The 17,548-nt window shown below is 49.7% G+C and carries 17 protein-coding genes and 2 pseudogenes; 10 read left to right on the forward strand and 9 right to left on the reverse strand.

Annotation, left to right across the window (positions count from 1 at the left end):
- Positions 1-38: 38 nt before the first annotated feature.
- The gene (locus CBP12_RS04205; RefSeq protein ID WP_086963259.1) at positions 39-632 is read right to left on the reverse strand and encodes a response regulator transcription factor; all 594 of its coding nucleotides are present in this window, start codon (positions 630-632) and stop codon (positions 39-41) included.
- Between the two features lie 25 nt (positions 633-657).
- On the reverse strand, positions 658-2,370 hold the full coding sequence (locus CBP12_RS04210; protein WP_198341856.1) for a PhnD/SsuA/transferrin family substrate-binding protein: 1,713 nt from the start codon (positions 2,368-2,370) through the stop codon (positions 658-660).
- A gap of 117 nt (positions 2,371-2,487) precedes the next feature.
- Here CBP12_RS04210 and ttrB point away from each other — a divergent pair, with 117 nt between their 5' ends.
- From ttrB to CBP12_RS04225, 3 genes are read left to right on the forward strand one after another with little or no spacing between them, the layout of a single operon-like run.
- On the forward strand, positions 2,488-3,216 hold the full coding sequence (gene ttrB / locus CBP12_RS04215; RefSeq protein ID WP_086963263.1) for a tetrathionate reductase subunit TtrB: 729 nt from the start codon (positions 2,488-2,490) through the stop codon (positions 3,214-3,216).
- Positions 3,217-3,224: 8 nt separating this feature from the next.
- A complete protein-coding gene (gene nrfD / locus CBP12_RS04220) occupies positions 3,225-4,289 on the forward strand; it encodes an NrfD/PsrC family molybdoenzyme membrane anchor subunit (RefSeq protein WP_086963265.1) in 1,065 nt (354 codons plus the stop codon).
- A complete protein-coding gene (locus tag CBP12_RS04225) occupies positions 4,282-7,353 on the forward strand; it encodes a molybdopterin dinucleotide binding domain-containing protein (RefSeq protein WP_086963269.1) in 3,072 nt (1,023 codons plus the stop codon). The genes nrfD and CBP12_RS04225 overlap by 8 nt, the downstream gene beginning before the upstream one ends.
- Before the next feature lie 84 nt (positions 7,354-7,437).
- Here CBP12_RS04225 and hutZ read toward each other — a convergent pair whose 3' ends face one another.
- A complete protein-coding gene (gene hutZ / locus CBP12_RS04230) occupies positions 7,438-7,965 on the reverse strand; it encodes a heme utilization protein HutZ (protein ID WP_086963271.1) in 528 nt (175 codons plus the stop codon).
- Positions 7,958-8,461 (reverse strand): heme utilization cystosolic carrier protein HutX, encoded by a 504-nt coding sequence (gene hutX / locus CBP12_RS04235; protein WP_086963274.1) that lies wholly within the window; start codon positions 8,459-8,461, stop codon positions 7,958-7,960. The genes hutZ and hutX overlap by 8 nt, the downstream gene beginning before the upstream one ends.
- Before the next feature lie 203 nt (positions 8,462-8,664).
- On the opposite strand from hutX, the gene CBP12_RS04240 reads away from it, so the two are divergent.
- The 5 genes and pseudogenes from CBP12_RS04240 (at position 8,665) to CBP12_RS04260 (ending at position 12,094) form a co-directional block, all read left to right on the forward strand.
- Entirely contained in the window at positions 8,665-9,231 is a 567-nt protein-coding gene (locus CBP12_RS04240) for a heme/hemin ABC transporter substrate-binding protein (RefSeq protein WP_086963276.1), read from the forward strand.
- 14 nt (positions 9,232-9,245) lie between these two features.
- Positions 9,246-9,503, forward strand: a complete 258-nt coding sequence (locus CBP12_RS13815; protein ID WP_086963277.1) for an ABC transporter substrate-binding protein — start codon at positions 9,246-9,248, stop codon at positions 9,501-9,503.
- Positions 9,500-10,515, forward strand: a pseudogene (locus CBP12_RS04250) (FecCD family ABC transporter permease). The gene CBP12_RS13815 and the pseudogene CBP12_RS04250 overlap by 4 nt, the downstream one beginning before the upstream one ends.
- Positions 10,512-11,417 carry a heme ABC transporter ATP-binding protein gene (locus CBP12_RS04255; RefSeq protein WP_086963279.1) on the forward strand — a complete coding sequence of 302 codons (906 nt, stop codon included), beginning with the start codon at positions 10,512-10,514 and terminating at the stop codon, positions 11,415-11,417. Before CBP12_RS04250 ends, CBP12_RS04255 begins: the two are co-directional and overlap by 4 nt.
- Before the next feature lie 80 nt (positions 11,418-11,497).
- Entirely contained in the window at positions 11,498-12,094 is a 597-nt protein-coding gene (locus tag CBP12_RS04260) for a type VI secretion system-associated protein TagO (RefSeq protein ID WP_157420041.1), read from the forward strand.
- Between the two features lie 10 nt (positions 12,095-12,104).
- Here the strand turns inward: CBP12_RS04260 and CBP12_RS04265 are convergent, their stop codons facing one another.
- Entirely contained in the window at positions 12,105-12,596 is a 492-nt protein-coding gene (locus tag CBP12_RS04265) for a prolyl-tRNA synthetase associated domain-containing protein (protein ID WP_086963284.1), read from the reverse strand.
- A 113-nt stretch (positions 12,597-12,709) separates the two neighbouring features.
- Between CBP12_RS04265 and CBP12_RS04270 the strand changes: the two genes are divergently transcribed.
- The gene (locus CBP12_RS04270) at positions 12,710-13,720 is read left to right on the forward strand and encodes an LLM class flavin-dependent oxidoreductase (RefSeq protein WP_086963287.1); all 1,011 of its coding nucleotides are present in this window, start codon (positions 12,710-12,712) and stop codon (positions 13,718-13,720) included.
- A 207-nt stretch (positions 13,721-13,927) separates the two neighbouring features.
- Here the strand turns inward: CBP12_RS04270 and CBP12_RS04275 are convergent, their stop codons facing one another.
- Positions 13,928-14,230 (reverse strand): putative quinol monooxygenase, encoded by a 303-nt coding sequence (locus CBP12_RS04275; protein ID WP_086963290.1) that lies wholly within the window; start codon positions 14,228-14,230, stop codon positions 13,928-13,930.
- A 97-nt stretch (positions 14,231-14,327) separates the two neighbouring features.
- On the opposite strand from CBP12_RS04275, the gene CBP12_RS04280 reads away from it, so the two are divergent.
- Positions 14,328-14,738 carry a VOC family protein gene (locus CBP12_RS04280; RefSeq protein ID WP_086963292.1) on the forward strand — a complete coding sequence of 137 codons (411 nt, stop codon included), beginning with the start codon at positions 14,328-14,330 and terminating at the stop codon, positions 14,736-14,738.
- A 97-nt stretch (positions 14,739-14,835) separates the two neighbouring features.
- On the opposite strand, the gene CBP12_RS04285 is transcribed toward CBP12_RS04280, so the two are convergent.
- From CBP12_RS04285 to CBP12_RS04295, 3 genes and pseudogenes are all read right to left on the reverse strand, one after another.
- A complete protein-coding gene (locus tag CBP12_RS04285) occupies positions 14,836-15,600 on the reverse strand; it encodes an ATP-binding cassette domain-containing protein (RefSeq protein ID WP_086963294.1) in 765 nt (254 codons plus the stop codon).
- Positions 15,587-16,593, reverse strand: a pseudogene (gene btuC, locus CBP12_RS04290) (vitamin B12 ABC transporter permease BtuC). The gene CBP12_RS04285 and the pseudogene btuC overlap by 14 nt, the downstream one beginning before the upstream one ends.
- A gap of 46 nt (positions 16,594-16,639) precedes the next feature.
- Positions 16,640-17,422 (reverse strand): TSUP family transporter, encoded by a 783-nt coding sequence (locus CBP12_RS04295; protein ID WP_086963296.1) that lies wholly within the window; start codon positions 17,420-17,422, stop codon positions 16,640-16,642.
- Positions 17,423-17,548: the final 126 nt, after the last annotated feature.

The following is a 17,548-nucleotide window of genomic DNA, read 5'->3' on the forward strand; positions in this document are numbered from 1 at the left end:
GCTTGGCGTAACTTAAGTAATAAATTTAGTTAGTAGTATTAGGGCGAGTCATCCTGTAATTGCTGCCACTGATTAAGCAGCTCCGCCATGCTAGTAACGGCTAATTTATTCATCGCCGCTGCGCGGTGAACTTCCACGGTGCGCACCGCCACACATAATTGCTCAGCAATGCCTTTATTGGTTAAGCCCTGTGCCACTAAGCCCACTATTTCTCGCTCACGACTAGAAAGAAGATTAAATTGTCGCCTAAGGCTGACTTGCTGCTCCAGCTGCTTGGCACGCACCTTTGCCAGCGCTAAGGCGTGCGTTAAGCGCGCTGCCACGACCGGCTTTTCTAAAAAATCTACCGCACCTTGCTTCATGGCCGCCACGGCTTGTGCTACATCACCGTGGCCGGTCAGTAAAATCACGGCCACTGGGCAGTGGCGCGCGCTCAACTCAGCTTGTACTTGTAAGCCATCAAGCACAGGCATGGCTAAATCAAGTAATAAAATGGCCACTTGCTGCTCATCTATTTCAGCTAAAAATTGCACCGGATCCTGCCACGCTCGCGTGTTATACCCCAGTGCTTGTAATAAAAACTGATTGGCAGCCACCACTTGACTGCCATCATCCACCACATATACTTGCATGCTCCCTCCCTAACTCAGCCACTTATTACCCAAATGAAGCCGACTCACTAAACGACACACACACTTGAGTTCCATGTGGGATATTATTAATACGCATCTTAGCCTGTAGGCGCAGCACCAAACGATGGCTCACCAATAACCCAATGCCCAGGCCATGATAATGACTGGCGGGCATATTATGTTGTAAGGTCTCAATAATAGCCGCATCTATGCCTCCGGCATTATCGCTAATAGCGATCTGCCACGCCTTCTCACACTGACTTAGCTCCAGCTTAATCCAACCTTGATGACTATTATTGATGGCTAATTGCCTAGCATGTGCCTCTAGTGCATTATTTAATAAATTATTTAATATTTGCTCAATGGCTAGGCGCACCGAAAATAGGGTCGAAGCAGTTGCGCCCAGACCTTGCACCTTGATCACTACCCCTTGAGCACTAGCGCGAGGAGCTAATCGCGTGACTAGCTCTTGGCAAAGCACACTTAAGTCTATCGGCTCAGCGCTGGGCAGTGCTTCGGTGGCCCAGCGGCGAAAGCGGCGAATAATAGCGGCCCCCCGCTCGGTTTCTGCCACAATTTGACTAAAAGCGGTGCTACGCTGCGCGGCATCTTCAATCAGCTCTCCTGCTTGGGCATAGGCTTGAATTGCAGACAATGGCTGATTGAGCTCATGAGCAAGGCCGGTGGCCATTTCTCCCATTAACACCCGTTGGCGAGCATGAGCCAGCGCTTGTTCTTTTTGCTGAACTTGACTATGCAATTGCTCACACTCTTTAGTACGCCGGCGCAATAAAACCGCCACCCGCGAGTGATACAATAAGTGCCCCAGCAGTAGCAACATAAAACCACTTAGCCAAGGCCAATGCTGCTCTATAAAGCCGCTTAATAGCTGCCAGTGGGCCATGGGACTGGCCCGTGGGGCCAGTTGCCAGTCCATTAATAGTTGGGCCACTTCATCTAAGCGCACTGGCGCGCCCCACTGTGGACGATTATCTACTTCAAAATTTAACAGCGTTTGCGTAATTGACCTGAGTAAAGACTCATCAAGATCACCAACACTGGCAAAACTCCAACCCGGATATAAAGGGGTAGAGCGCATACAAGGTGAGTGAGATTGCACCATTAACGCGCTAAAGTCGGCGAGGTTAATTAAGCCTTCACCGGCCATGTCTTCAAGCACGCAACTGGGCAACATCACCGCCGCCACACTCCTTTTTTCTAGCGCATAGACCAAGCTATCTAGCGGATAATCATGAAACTCAATATCTAAATTTTCAGGAAAAATGCCCCGCCTGCGCAACTGATCCGCCACCATTAAATAGCCACCAAAGGCGCGTTCATGCACTGCCGCCACCGGATAGGAAGAGAGCTGCTCAGGTTCAATAATATCACTGTCACCGCGAACCCATAAGGTGCCTGCCACGCTGGCCCTCGCTTGCCCATAATGACTATCTAAATATGACACCAACCAATTTAGTTGCTGACCATGACTCAGCATAAAGTGCATGGGATTAGTCACCACAAAATCAAGTTGTTGCAGCTCAAGGGCTGCATCAAGTTGGGTTTGCGTTAAATAATGAGCAATAAATTCATGTTCACTAAAACGACGATTAAGCAGTGTTAAGGTCGGCGCCCACTCAGCTTGGGAGTGACTTTCACCACGTGGCGCTAATATTCCCACCTGATACGACTGGGAAACTGCGGGACTACTCAGTAAAAAAAGAGTTAACCCAGCCAAAAACCCACATAAAAGCCTGTTCCAGATCAAGTCAAAGTGCCTTATGTGGTAAACCACAATAGAGGTCATAGAGAGAGGTTGGAGACAATAGCACTCATTACTTGTGAGGAGTCATTTATGGACGTCAGTAAACGACAATTTCTTAGAAATTTGACTGGGCTCACCGCGGGCGCCAGCTTGATCCCCATCACTGAATTGCACGCCGCACCCGTGAACGCCGACGGTGACAGCAATAAACGCTACGGCATGATTATCGACTTACGTAAATGCATCGGCTGCCAAGCCTGCACCGTGAGTTGTAGCTTGGAAAACCTGCCGCCTATCGGTCAATTTCGCACCACAGTACAACAATATGAAGTGCAAGTGGCCGAGCTCGAGCAAGTGAGTCATGTCATGCTACCCCGCTTATGTAATCACTGTGCTAATCCGCCTTGTGTGCCGGTGTGCCCTACTCAAGCCACCTATCAAAGAGCCGACGGCATTGTGGTGGTCGATAATGAACAATGCGTGGGTTGCGCCTATTGCGTGCAAGCCTGCCCCTATGATGCGCGCTTTATTAACCATGACACTCAAACCGCCGACAAATGCACATTTTGCGTGCATCGCCTAGAAGTTGGCTTGCTGCCCGCCTGTGTGGAGTCTTGCGTGGGTGGCGCGCGAGTAATTGGTGATATGAAAGATCCAAACAGCCAAATTAGCCAATTATTACAAGCACATGGTCAAGACATAAAAGTGCTCAAGCCCGAGCAAGGTACGGCGCCACAAGTCTATTACATCGGTTTGGGTGATGAGTTTGTAGATCGCATCGACGGTCAGCCCGGACTTTGGTTTCCGCAACACGCCTAGGAGGCCCTATGCCTGTTATTGAACTGCTAACCACCCATGCCGATGCACCTTGGCTGCCGTGGGCGGTGCAATATTTCTTTTTAATTGGCTTAGCCGCCACCGCCGCCCTGCTGTTGCCGCTCGCCTTATATAACGGCTCGGCTCTACATCCGTGGCGCTGGCGTTTAGCCTTTATTATGGGCATGAGTGCCGTCACCGGCCCTGTCGCATTATTGGCCGACTTACACCAACCATTTCGCTTTTGGCACTTTTATACCCAACTCACACCTAGCTCTTGGATGTGGATTGGCGCGCTGATCTTGCCGGTGTTTGTCACGCTCAGCCTAGTAGTGTCATTTAGCATGTTAGTCAGTTTGCTGAAGCCCAAGCATCCCTTATTAAAGTGGTGGTGCGAGCACACCATTTGGCCCAAGGGTAAAGTATTGCAATTACTGGCTTGGCTGACAGCGCTATCGGCGGTCGGCATTTTACTTTACACCGGCATGGAGGTGATGGTGGTGCGCTCGCGCGCATTATGGGACACCTACTGGTTGCCGATTAACTTTTTACTCACCGCTTTGCTCGCCTTATTTGGCTTGCTGTTGCTGCTGGATATTTTATTCCCCCGCGACTCCGACCAAGTGTTGCCACTGCGACGTGGCCTCTTACTCACACTCAGCGCACTAACGGCTGCCATGATGTTATGGGCGGTGTCAGGCATCATCTTGGGTTCGCCTTCTTGGCTAGAAGCTTATCGCATTTTTAGCAATTTTGAATTTTGGCGCGACCTATTACTGGTGTCACTCACAGGTGGCATCTTGCTGTGGTTACTGTGCTTGGCTCGGCGCAATAGCCCGCGCAGCTACCTTGATTTTATCCCCGCCCTGCTGGCGCTGCTTTGCTCGTGGGGGTTTAGATGGGTGGTGTTGATGAACGTGCAATCGGTGCCTAAATACGGTGCCGGCATGTATCACTTAAGCCCCGACTTACTGGGCTCGGCTGGCATTATTGTGGCCGGCACTATTGGATTATGGTTAGCAATGGCCGCCGCCGTGTGGGCCTTATTGGATAATATGGGAGTCCGTCATGGATAAGAAACGTCGCGCCTTATTACAAGCGGGCCTAATTGCCGGCGGCACCGGTGCCTTTGCTCTCGGTTATGCCGATCCCGTGAATAAAGCAATAAAAGGGTTAATGAATGGCACCAGTGGCGTGCCCACCAACGATCGTATTGCCGGTAATGCGCTGCAACCCGAATTTATGATCAGTGCCGATAACCAATTAGTAATGGGCGAAAATCAAGTCGTGAGCCCGGTGCAGTGCTTTGGTTGCTGGACCCAGTGCGGGCTACGGGCACGAGTCGATACTCACGCCAATAAAATCATTCGCATTGCCGGCAACCCCTATCATCCGCTCTCCAACCCCCATCCACCAGCACAAGAAACACCGGTGCGGGAGGTGTTTAAACAACTGGCCGGTGAGTCGGGGCTCGACAATCGCTCAACCGCCTGTGCCCGAGGTGCGGCGCTTGGCGAGCAACTGCAAAGCCCCTATCGCTTAACCGAGATCATGAAACGTACCGGTAAGCGAGGTGAGGGTAAATGGCAAACCATTAGCTTCGAACAGCTCATCGAAGAAGTGGTCGAGGGCGGTAATTTATTTGGCGAAGGCCACGTGGAAGGTTTACGTGCCATTCGCGATCTAACAACGCCAGTCGATAGCAACAACCCCGAATTTGGCCCCAAAGCTAACCAACTCATGGTAACAAACGCCGGTGACGAAGGCCGTGATAGCTTCTTAAAACGCTTTATTTTTAATAGCTATGGCACCCGTAATTTTGGCCACCACGGCGGTTATTGTGGCTTTGGCTATCGGGCCGGCTCAGGTGCTGTGTTTAACGACTTACAAAAATTCAGCCACGGTAAACCCGACTGGGATAATGCCGAGTTTGTGTTATGCATCGGCACCTCACCGGCACAGGCGGGTAATCCCTTTAAACGCCAAGGCCGACAACTGGCCGAAGCGCGCAGCACAGGTAAACTCGATTATGTGGTGGTGGCGCCTACCTTGCCCAACAGTATCAGCCGCCTTAACGAACAACGCGGGCGCTGGGTACCGATTAAACCGGCCACCGACGATGCCCTAGCCATGGGGATTATTCGTTGGTTAATAGAAAACGACGGCATCAATCTCGACTATTTAGCCCAACCTGGCCCCGCCGCTCAAGCTACTGCCAAGCAGCCCAGCCACGCCAATGGCACTCATTTAGTAATTCAAGCGCCCCACCCCGAAGCCGGTCGTTTTTTAACGGCCCAAGACGTCGGCACCGGCGATGCCGACACCAACATGGTGGTGGATGCCGCCAGTGGCGAACTCATGGCGCACACCGAAGCACGACCCGCCGAATTATGGGTGAACCGCACCGTAACCATTAATGACGTGCCCGTGCAGGTAAAATCCGCATTATTGTGTTTAAAAGAATCCGCGCAGCGCCAAACGCTCGCCCAATACAGCGAGCATTGCGGAGTGCCGGTCGCAATTATTGAAGGCTTAGGCCAAACGCTGAAACGTCACGGCACCAAAGCCTCAGTGGATGCCCACGGTGGCATGATGAGCGGTAACGCCTTTTATACCTCTTTTGCGGTGATTACCTTGAATACCTTGCTCGGCAATATTAATGCCAAAGGTGGCCTAGCAGCCGGTGCGGGAGGTGTCGCCGGTGTTGAAGAGGGCCCGCGTTACGACTTAATGAGCTTTGATGGCAAAATTGGCCCCCAAGGGCTGTTTTTATCGCGTAACCGTTTCGCCTATGAAAAAAGCAGCGAATATAAACGCAAAGTTGCCGCCGGTGAACCCGCTTATCCGGCGCGTGCACCTTGGTTCTCGTTTTCGTCGCCCTTGCTCACCGAGCATTTAGCCGCCGCCTTTGCCGGTTATCCTTATCGCTTAAAAGCCTGGATCAGCCACATGACCAACCCTTTATACGGCATTGGTGGTGCACAAGCATTTTTAGGTGAACAATTAAAAGATCCCACACAGTTGCCACTGTTTATTGCCATCGACGGTTTTATTAACGAAACCACAGCGCTGGCAGATTACATCGTGCCCGATACCCTCACCTATGAAAGCTGGGGCTTTACTAAGCCGTGGAATGGCGTGCCACAAAAAGCCACCACCGCCCGCTGGCCAGTGGTGACACCGGCCACGCCCAAACTTGAAAATGGTGATTATGTGGGGTTGGAGTCGTTTATTATCGCCGTAGCTAAAAAAATGGACCTACCGGGTTATGGTGATAACGCCATTACCGACCACCAAGGCAATAAACACGGCTTGCATACGGCGGCAGACTTTTATCTACGAGCCGCCGCCAACTTGGCCTTTGCCAACGGCGATCCGGTCCCCGATGCCAGCGCCGACGATTTAATGCTCACTAATGCCGCACGTATGATGCCACTGATTGCCGACACGCTAGCCGCCGACGAGCAGCGCAAGGTGGGTTTTGTGCTCAGCCGTGGCGGGCGTTTTGCCCCGTTCGACAGTGGTTGGGAAGGCGAGCAGATGAAGAATCGCAATAATAATACGTTATGTATCTGGAATCCGATTATCGGCAGCACTATACATTCGATGACCGGCGAAAAACTGCCCGGTTGTGCCACCGAGTTTGGCCCGCGTTTTGCCGATGGTAGCGCCATGCGAGATCATTATTCAGAGCAGGACTGGCCGCTATTGGTCACCTCATATAAGTCACATATTATGAGTTCATCCAGCATAGGTGCCGAGCGTCTGCGCATGATCCACCCCGAAAACCCGATCAGCATCAACCGCAAAGACGCTGATCGCGCCGGCATCAAACACGGCCAAGGGGTACGCTTAATCACTCCCGGAGGTCAGGTTGAAGGCATTGCCTTGGTGCGTGACGGCATTGTAGAGGGAGCCATTGCCATCGAACACGGCTACGGCCATACCGAACTGGGCGCGCGCGCTCATGAAATAGACGGCAAGCCCATGGCATCAACCCCCCACTTAGGCGCCGGCGTTAACCAAAACTTATTGGGGCTGATGGATCCCACCCGCAAAGACGTCGCTAACGTTTGGCTAGACTGGACCAGTGGCGCGGCAGTACGCCAAGGCTTACCGGCAAGAATTGAAGCCATATAACGGCGAGCTAGCGCTCAATACTAAGCTATAAAAATAACGCCAACCTCGAGCCCAAACCTCGAGGTTGGCTGTTACTAATATTTTTTATTGCGCAGCAGCGAGGGTGCGATGGCCATAATCTAAGTGCAACACATCGACTAAATCATCGCCACTCACAGCAAAAGCCTTACCAAAACCTTTCACAAATAAGCCTTGCAGCGGAACTAAGCGAAATAAATGAAAGTCAGCGAGCTGACTTAAGCCAGAGACTGTATCGTCAAAGCGCGCGCGTAAGGCATCAATCCCCGCTTGCCATGCTTGACTATCTCGTGTTACGCGCTCTGGGCGAGCATCAAAAGTCAGCCGTTTTCTGGCAAAAAAAGTACGACAGTCTTGCTCATCTTCCACCATCATCAAGGAAATCGTCGGGTTTTCTAATAAATTACGGGTATGGCGCGCCATTTCGCTGATTAAAATGTAATAGCCATCTTCTTGTAAAGCAAAGGGAGCGTAACTGACATTCGGCTGGCCTTTTGCATCCACAGTAGCCAGTACTAACGTGTGGCAGCTATCGCGAAACTCGCGAATTTCTGGCTCTAATCGTCCTTGTAACCGGGCTTGTTTATCAAACATTTGCTAACTCCTTTAGATCGTGAAAAGCACTGACTTGCTCTGGAAACAGCTTTCCTTGTGAGCAGCGCCCTAAATAAATTTTAAAGATGGTGTGCCCATGTTCATCATAAAAGACGATGGCATAGGCCTCTTTTCCTCGATGCGGCTTACTTTGCAACGAAATATGGGCAATAGCGTCCAGCTTTAAATGACCATCTAACTCACCAGAGTTAGCCATTAAATTATAATAGCCGTGACCGACTCTCCCCTTGGGCAAGGGCGCTTTTATTTCAAAAATAGAGCCGGCCACTTCGATAATGGTGGTCACCCGTCCCCACTTCGCCACTTGCTCTAAAATGCTTAAGCTATGACCGCCCGTCAACGTCACCACCAGCTCTGCCGGTAGGCGACTCACGACTTCCCACTCTGAGACGTTTAAGCGTTTGGCCATGTCGGCGAGGCGCAGTAAAGGCTCTTCATTTAATAAGCTCAGTACCTGCTGCGTCAATTGCGCCATTTTTCTCTCCTTGTAAAGCCCACTTACGTTGAAATTTATGAGCAGCAGACTAATACAAGCGACCAATGAATACAAACTATTATCATTAAGTTTAGCAATAGACATTGAGAATTATTTACGTATGCTAAGGCTGTTTATTGCGCCTTAGTCGCTTTTTTAATACCTAACCTTCTTTATCACTTATCGGTTTGAAAGGACTCAACATGACAGTACGTAGCCTAGTGGCCCTTCTTTGGTTATTTGCAGCCCAGAGTTACGCTGAGCCGAGCCGCTTATTGAGTGTGGGCAGTAGCGTGACCGAATTGGTATTCGCACTTGATGCCGAGCAACAGTTAGTCGCCGTGGATAGCACCAGTGACCTCCCGCCAGAACTTGAGCTTAAAAGGCTGGGGTATCATCGCCAATTAAGTGCTGAGGGCATATTATCGACTCAGCCCAGCTTACTGATCGGCAGCGCCGAAATGGGTCCAGCGCGTGCACTCTCACTTGTGAAACAAGCCGGCGTAAAGGTAGAGCAACTGCCAGAAGCCATGGACGCTGAGCAATTAGGCGCTAATATTGCTCGTTTAGGTGAGCTACTAAAGCGCCCAGCCCAAGCCAAGCAACTGCAGCTTAGCGTACACCAAAGGGCCGCCAGTTTAGCTGAGCAACAAACCCGGATAAAACATAAAAAAGCCACGGTGTTTTTATTATTAGGCGAGGGAAATAGTGTACAAATAGCCGGTCGCGACACCTTAGCGAACAGCTTAATTGAGACCGCTGGGGGCTAAATCCTGCTGATGAGGTGCAAGGTTATAAACCCATTGCCATGGAAGCGATAGTAGCTATGGCGCCACAAGTGATATTAATCAGTCGTCGCCATTTAACAGATAGCGACCAACTTAATGAGTTATTTGAGCAATTTCCGCTATTACGCCACACTCCCGCAGCAAAAGACCAGGCACTGGTGGCCATTAATGGTAAGGCACTGATTGGTGGCTTTGGTCTGAGTACACTTGATGAAGCAGAGCGCTTATATCAAACCTGGTTAAGTCAGCCATGAGCCGTCACCAACTTTGGCTTAGCCTATTAACGGGATTAATGCTCACTACTGCCCTTAGCTCACTGGCGACAGGCCCCATGTCACTTAATATCGGCAAGCTGTTCAGCACTTGGCAGCTAACAAGCACAGAGCAGGTAGTACTGCTGCATATTCGTCTGCCCCGCACTTTATTATGCTTAGGGGTAGGCGCTATTTTGGCTTTATGTGGCGCTATTATGCAGGGCTTATTTCGAAACCCTTTAGCCGATCCTGGCATTATTGGCGTATCAGGCGGAGCGGCGTTAGGAGCGGCACTTTCTATGGTGCTTCTGGCTCCTATCGCTAGCACTCTGCCCCCTTGGCTGAGCGCCAGTTTAACCTCAATAATGGCTTTTTTAGGCGGCTTAATCATCACCTTAGTGGTGTATCAACTCGCCCGCAGCGCCCAAGGCACCTCGGTCAGTATTTTATTATTAGCAGGGGTAGCCATTGGTGCATTAAGTGGTGGAGTGTTAGGGCTGCTTAACTATTTGGCAGACGATCAAACACTGCGCGATTTAAGCTTATGGCAAATGGGCTCCATGGCACAAAGTGAACCCTATCAACTGGGCATCGTCATGTGCACGGCCCTAATGTTGGTGCTGTACTTGCGCCCCTACGCTCATGCGCTTAATGCGCTAGCGCTGGGGAAGCTGAAGCTAGCCATTTAGGTATTGATGTGCAATCTCTTAAACGACGCTTAATTATATTATCTGCCATCGCGGTGGGGGTGAGCGTGGCGGCGGTTGGCATTATTGGCTTTGTCGGTTTAGTGGTTCCACATTTAGTCCGCTTAGTCATGGGGCCCGACCATCGAAAACTTCTGCCGCTTTCAGCGCTATTGGGCGCTTGGTTATTATTGCTGGCTGACATGCTGGCGCGCACTCTTGCCGCGCCTGCAGAAATGCCTGTAGGCATCATTACCGCCTTATTAGGCGCGCCCTTTTTCTTGTGGTTATTATTAAAACAAAAGCGAGGCATGGGCTTGGCATGAGTAGCGCACTGTTTGACATCAGCAAAGCATTGGGCGCATGGCGCCGTACTAAAAGCACCACAACTCGCGTGCCTTGGCCGAGTTACAGTATAAAAAAAACAGCCCCGCACCGCGATGCGCTAACTAGTCCCTTACTTAATCAGCCTGTGCTAGCGATTAATAATTTAAGCTTAAGGCTTTCGCATCGCCAGTTATTAAAAAACATTAATGTTGAGCTTAAAGCCGGTCAAGTAAGTGTGTTAATTGGTGCCAACGGCGCGGGTAAAAGCTCGCTTTTTAAATGCATCGCGGGTGAGCACTCCTATCAAGGTAAGCTGCATTTATTTGGCCAAGAGCGCCACGCCTGGTGTCGCCAAGCATTGGCGCGCCAGCTTGGTGTATTACCGCAACAATCGAGCTTACAGTTTCCTTTTCTTGCTAAAGAAGTGGTCAGTTTAGGGCGCATTCCTCACCAAGCAAGCCCAAGTGAACACGCAAAAGTGATTGAGTATTGCATGCGCCAAGCACAGGTGTGGCAGCTGCGTGATGCGCCCTACCCGCAGTTATCTGGCGGTGAAAAGCAGCGAATTCACTTTGCACGGGTGCTGGCTCAATTAACCGGCACTCAACAACCTAAGCTGCTGCTGTTAGATGAACCTACTTCTGCTTTGGATCTTGGCCAACAGCATAGTGTGCTAGAGGAAGCTCGGCGCTTAGCAAGCCAAGGGTGTGGCGTGTTAGTAATTATTCACGACTTAAATTTAGCTGCCCGCTATGGCGATCAGCTATTGCTATTAGATAAAGGAGAGTTAGTCAGCCAAGGCAGCGCTCAGCAGGTATTAAGCACAGAAAACGTGGCGCGCTATTTTGGTTATAAGGCTCAGCTAATACAAAGTCCCTTTGGACATCCCATATTAATATAAGCCAGCACCAGATAAGCAGTCGCGAAGCACTAGACGTGTTACTCTTGAGATAACTTGCCATTAACGAGAAGGAATCCCTCGTGCAAAAGCAATTATTCGCCCTACTCGCCCTTGCTCTGTCTTTACCTGTGGCGGCCGAGCCAATATCAGTGAATGCTTTCAATGCTTGCGCGGCCCTAAGCCCAAATGATGCCAGACTGGCCTGCTATGACCAATTAGCTAAAGACCACGCCAAGATTAGCGAACATGCCGATACTGCCCACGGAAAGTGGGAAGTCGATATCAAAGTTGACCCTATTGATGACTCAAAAACGGTGCATATTGCGCTCACCGCCGACTCGGGTAACTCACGATATGGCAAGCCGATTCAGTTATTAGCAAATTGTGACTCAGACCAAACCGAGTTACTGATCGACTGGCAAATCTATTTAGGTAGTGAAGCTAAAGTCACGCTAAGAATTGGCGATCATCCTGCCCACACCACCAAATGGAAACTGTCTTCCAATAGGCAGCAATCTTTTAATACTGCGCCCATCGAGACCTTAAAAACCATGCTGCAAGCTGAACAAATGGCCGCACAAACCACTCCTTTTAATCAACAGCCCTCTACTGCTATTTTTGATCTTAGAGGCTTAGACGAGGCCATTAAACCCTTACGTGCCGCCTGTAATTGGTAATTCGCCGCTACTAACCCGCTCTTTCAGGGACAGCTAGCCACTGAGGCACATGACCGGTGTGCTCAGTAAAGCGTGCCAAATCGGCTTTACTGAGTAACACAGTGGCGGTGTTGCGCAGAGGGTGACACTGCAAGTGCTCACCCGGCATTAAGTCGTTATCTAGCCACAACTCCACCGCCTGCTCACTATCATTAATCAGCGCCAACACTGAGACATGTCCAGGCGCGACTTTTAAGTATTTATCGAGTCGCTCTGGCGAGGCAAACCCTAAGCGCGACCACGACACTTGTTTAGATAAGGCTTTTAAGTCTACCTGTTTATGAGGGGTGGTTAATAATAAGGCATGACGGCGGCCATAATTATCCCGTAAAAATAGATTTTTAAGTCGGGTACCGGGTCTGTCTAATAATAAACGGTCGGCCTCATTACAAGTAAAAAGAGGAGCATGCTCAATCACCTCAGGTGTAATGTGCCAACTTGCTAGTTTTTCTAAGATGTCCATGATGTTTACTCTTTTATAAACCCACTTTGCCCTATATTAACAACAGCTAAATAGCAAATCTCAGGCAAAGATGTGGTTATTAGTAGTTCAATTTCTTGTTATTGGAGGCCGCTATGTCGGTACCACCCATAAAACTTAGCCAAGTGACTCTCTCCATGTTGGACTTAGTGCCCACGAGAAGCGGCCATACCATAGCAGAGGCGATTAATGAGTCAGTGGCCGTGGCTCAACATGTGGAGCGCTTAGGCTTTAAGCGCTTTTGGCTGGCTGAGCATCATAATATAGAAGGCATTGCCAGCTCTGCTACAGCGGTGCTGATTGGACATATTGCCGGTCATACGCAGCATATTCGGGTGGGCTCTGGCGGTATTATGCTTCCCAACCACCCGCCATTGGTGGTAGCCGAACAATTTGGCACCTTAGCTACTATGTATCCCAATCGTATTGACTTAGGCTTAGGCCGTGCTCCAGGCAGTGATCAAGTAACCATGCGTGCGCTACATCGCCGACCAGAAGATGCCGACCATTTTCCACATCACGTCCAACAGCTGCAACAGCTATTAGGCCCACCACAAAGCGGCCAAACACTAAAAGCCATTCCGGGTATGGGTACCCGAGTACCCATTTGGTTACTGGGATCCAGTTTATTTAGTGCACAATTAGCGGCCAAAATGGGCCTACCTTATGCCTTTGCTGCTCACTTTGCGCCGCGCATGATGCAAGAGGCGATCAGTCTTTATAAAAATAACTTTCAGCCGTCAGCAGCATTAGCCGCACCTTATGTAATTTTAGGCGTGCCGGTGGTGGTGGGTGATACCGAGCGTGACGCTAACTACTTAGCCACCTCTGGCCAGCAAAAAATATTAAATTTATTTCGCGGTACGTCACTTAGCCTAACGCCGCCGGTAACCAGCATGGAAGGACTCTGGCTGCCTCATGAGCGCCAAGGCGTAGAGCAGTTTTTAGCAGCGGCCGCCATTGGCGACTCAGCGCAAGTGGCCAGCACATTGCACGCCCTAGTGGCACAAACCGGCGCTAATGAGCTGATGGTAGTCACGGATGTGTATGAGCAAGCGGCTCGCCACCACAGCCTTAGTCTGCTAGCCGAATTAGTGAAGAGTTAGAAGGCGCTAACAACACCAGATCTGCCACGCAATACTTGGAAGTATCAACTGTTCAAAAACGAAAATACTTATTATTGATAAGCGCTTAGATAGCTAAAGTATTTATTTTTAATTAGCTCAATTTCTCTGTATTGCGTGGCTAATACCTGTTTAGGCTCTTACTCTGGTATTTAACTCTTCATCTGTTACTGCTTACGCTGCACCTTGTTAGCGGGCAGAATTCACCGCTAACATGTCCCCTTTAATCACCGATTGCTCGGCAATGAGATCTGTCACCACAGCGCGGCTAGCTTTATAATGCGGCGTTAACTTATGCTCGGCTAATGCAGCTTCGTCTTCATAAATTTCATATAACCAAAACAACTCGGGATCTTCTCGGTCTTGCAAGACATCGAAGGTATGACAGCCTGGCTCATCGCGCACAGAGGCTTGCGCATTAGGCAACATAGCGGCTAAAAACTCATCGGTTTTACCTGGCTTAAGCTTGGTTTTGACAATAATGCAATACATTGTAAACTCCGTTTGGTTAATTAAACTCGACAAATAGTACACAAACCTTTTAGTAATAGACAAGTTAGCGGCTTATCCGCTTATTAAGGAGCCCACCATGGAAAGACCCAGTCGTTTAAACGGCATGCGTCATATCGCCTTCACTATGCCCAATCTCGAAGAGTGTGAGCGTTTTTATACCGACATTATGGGCATGCAATTACTGCGTCGTGCACACGAAGATCTCGTCTATTTAACGTGTGGCAACGATAACTTGTCTTTAGGCCGCGCCGATGTACCCGCCACCGGCGTTCAACGTATGGATCACTTTGGCTTTATCGTCGATACCAAAGAAGAGCTTGAGCAATGGTTTTTATACTTAAAAAGCAAAGGCGTTACTATGCTAGACCGTCCTCATGATCATGGCGATGGCGCGCGCAGCTTCCATATTACTGATCCCGCTGGCAACGTTATTCAACCTATTTATCACCCTGACATTTCTGGCCAAACTTTTACTAACCCTGAATAAGGTAGTAAATTTGCCTGACAAAAACACCGAGCTAAGCTCGGTGTTTTTATTACTTGCCTAGCTATTAATAAATGAGCGCTAAGCAATAAATAAGCGCTTAAATAGGTACTAACACGCTGGCACCATCTTGCTCAAGGCGCGCCACTGTTACCGAAAACACCTCTTTAATAAGCGGTGGCGTAATCACCTCAGGCGTGCCCTGTGCAACTAATTTCCCCTGTGCTAAACACCAAATATCATCACCATATTGGCAAGCTAAATTAATATCGTGCAGCGAGGCTATTACTATTAAGCCCAATGCCGCATATTCTCGTAATAAGCGCAACGTCGCTAATTGGTGCTGCCAGTCCAAGCCCGCTAGCGGTTCATCGAGTAATAATATTTTTCCTTGTTGATTCACCCGCGGATCGACTTGCAAAAGCGTGCTGGCAATTAATAATCGCTGCTGCTCCCCTCCCGATAAACGATTAACGGGGCGTTGATATAAGCAACTTAAGCCCAGAGGCTCCTCAAGGCGAGCTAAGCTTTGGGAGACGGCCTTGGTCACCCCCCCTAAAGGTGCGGCTGCTAGCGCTAATAGCTCATAAGCCATTAAACCGTGGGGCAACACGCTATCTTGCGCTAACATAGCGCGCGTGCAGGCCAGTTGTTGAATACTCAGTGTGCTTAGACACGTGTTTTTTAAATAAATCTGGCCAGATTGATAAGAAGACGCTGCCAAATTTAAGCCGGCCAATGCATTTAATAAGCTAGACTTACCGCTGCCATTTGGGCCAATTAATAGGGTTAATCGCCCCGCTTTTAACTCACCACTAATAGGACCGAGACGGTCTTTAATAACCAGCGCGTTAATGTGCAGCATAACGACGTACCAATAACCAAATAAACACCGGCGCGCCCAAGGTCGCGGTGACTGCGCCTATGGGCAGCTCGCCCATGCTCAATATATTGCGCGCTAAGACATCGGCTAAAGTGAGCGCACTTCCTCCCGCAAGCATAGAGGCGGGCAGTAAAAAAACTTGCTTGCCCCCACCACTAAGCGTAACAAGTGGGGGATCACTAATCCCACAAAACCAATCGGCCCGGCCATAGCAACACTAAAAGCGGTCAGCACACACACAGCAAGCACTAATTGTGGCTGTAAGCGGCGCACATTTAAGCCTAAAAGCTGGGCTCTATGCTCGCCTAAGGCTAACAAATCCAGCGCTTGGCCTTGCTTGGCTAACCAGAGTAAAGCCGCTATTGCGGGCAGCCACCACCCCCAAGACAATGACTGACCATGACCTAGGCTGCCCATCATCCAAAATAAAAAACTGCGCATTGAGGCATCATCAGCTAAATACAGTAGCCACGTTAAAATCGCATTGGCTAAGATGCCAATCGCCACCCCAAACAATAATAACGCTCCTGGCCCTAATCGGCGCCGGGCTAACGCCATCAATAATAAGGTTACCAGTAAGGCACCCACTAAGGCGGCCAGCGATAAGCTCCAATAAGGCAATACCCAGCCTAAAGAAACTGAGAGTGAGAGGGTTAATACCGCCGCTAAACTTGCTCCACTGGAGATGCCGATTAAACCAGGCTCGGCCAAGGGATTATGTAATAACACCTGCAACACAGCGCCACTGAGCGCTAAGCTTGCGCCAATTAATACCGCTAGCAAGGTTCGAGGAAGGCGTAATTGCCAAAAAACTTGCTGCTCTAATAAAGTAACGGGCCGCCACAGCGCCTCTATACCTACTCCCACGGCACCCAGTTGTAAGCTCAGCAACATCGACAAGACTAGCGCTAGGGTAAACAAGCCTAACCACAGCTGGTACTTACGTTGTTGCTGTTTAATTAACACCCCAAGCATGGCTTACCTTTTACGTTAAAATTCGACGCGAACCTAATGGTGAGTATTAGAAACTGAGCCAACTAAACCATGCCGGATATTGTTGCCACAACAAATGCAAAGACATGACTAACGACACACTCACCAACATGGGCTTTATAATACGCGTCCCTTGGCTTATCACTACCTTAGAGCCTAAGCGCGCGCCAATAAACTGCCCGAGCGCCATAGACAGCCCCGCTACCCACACCACTTGCCCTCCTAAGATAAAAAATAATAACGAGGCAATATTGGAGGTAAAATTTAATAGTTTGGTATGGGCCGTGGCTTTGGCCATGCTAAATCCGGCTAAGGCAATAAACGCCAGTGCAAAAAAAGAACCGGTGCCCGGACCAAAAAAACCATCATAAAAGCCAATGCCGGTGCCTATTAGCAAAGCAAACGGAATTATCCCAAGGCGATGCTGGCGGTCTTGGTCACCTACGCGGGGCGAGCATAAAAAATACACAGCAAAAGCCGCCAATAAAAAAGGCAGGATTTTTTGTAAAATCGAGGCATCTATTAATTGCACTGCGATAGTCCCCAGCACACTGCCGACAAAGGTACAGCCAATAGCCCACTTCATGGTGCGCCAATCCAATAAACCTCGGCGAAAATAATAGTAAGTGGCAGAAAAAGAGCCAAAGCTGCTTTGTAGTTTATTGGTGGCCAGCGCCATTGTGGGTGGCATGCCCGTCGCCAATAAAGCCGGTATGGTAATTAAGCCGCCACCGCCGGCAATGGCATCAATAAAACCGGCCACTAAGGCCGCCACCGCTAATAATGCCAGTACGCTTATCTCAAATTCCACATTCTACCCTTATCTTGGCTCACCCACTGGAGGGGATGATCATGGTGTAGTTAATTTCAGCCTAACCGCAGTGCGCATTTTACTCACACTGAACTTAGTCCCCTAAAGCGCGGTCTTTATTAAAAA

Origin of the sequence: Oceanisphaera avium, assembly GCF_002157875.1 — a bacterium.
Classification (GTDB): Bacteria; Pseudomonadota; Gammaproteobacteria; order Enterobacterales; family Aeromonadaceae; genus Oceanimonas; species Oceanimonas avium.

Coding starts and splice junctions, on each gene's coding strand:
- CBP12_RS04205 (WP_086963259.1), bottom strand. CDS start 632: ATGCAAGTATATGTGGTGGATGATGGCAGTCAAGTGGTGGCTGCCAAT.
- ttrB (WP_086963263.1), top strand. CDS start 2,488: ATGGACGTCAGTAAACGACAATTTCTTAGAAATTTGACTGGGCTCACC.
- nrfD (WP_086963265.1), top strand. CDS start 3,225: ATGCCTGTTATTGAACTGCTAACCACCCATGCCGATGCACCTTGGCTG.
- CBP12_RS04225 (WP_086963269.1), top strand. CDS start 4,282: ATGGATAAGAAACGTCGCGCCTTATTACAAGCGGGCCTAATTGCCGGC.
- hutZ (WP_086963271.1), bottom strand. CDS start 7,965: ATGTTTGATAAACAAGCCCGGTTACAAGGACGATTAGAGCCAGAAATT.
- hutX (WP_086963274.1), bottom strand. CDS start 8,461: ATGGCGCAATTGACGCAGCAGGTACTGAGCTTATTAAATGAAGAGCCT.
- CBP12_RS04240 (WP_086963276.1), top strand. CDS start 8,665: ATGACAGTACGTAGCCTAGTGGCCCTTCTTTGGTTATTTGCAGCCCAG.
- CBP12_RS04255 (WP_086963279.1), top strand. CDS start 10,512: ATGAGTAGCGCACTGTTTGACATCAGCAAAGCATTGGGCGCATGGCGC.
- CBP12_RS04265 (WP_086963284.1), bottom strand. CDS start 12,596: ATGGACATCTTAGAAAAACTAGCAAGTTGGCACATTACACCTGAGGTG.
- CBP12_RS04270 (WP_086963287.1), top strand. CDS start 12,710: ATGTCGGTACCACCCATAAAACTTAGCCAAGTGACTCTCTCCATGTTG.
- CBP12_RS04275 (WP_086963290.1), bottom strand. CDS start 14,230: ATGTATTGCATTATTGTCAAAACCAAGCTTAAGCCAGGTAAAACCGAT.
- CBP12_RS04280 (WP_086963292.1), top strand. CDS start 14,328: ATGGAAAGACCCAGTCGTTTAAACGGCATGCGTCATATCGCCTTCACT.
- CBP12_RS04285 (WP_086963294.1), bottom strand. CDS start 15,600: ATGCTGCACATTAACGCGCTGGTTATTAAAGACCGTCTCGGTCCTATT.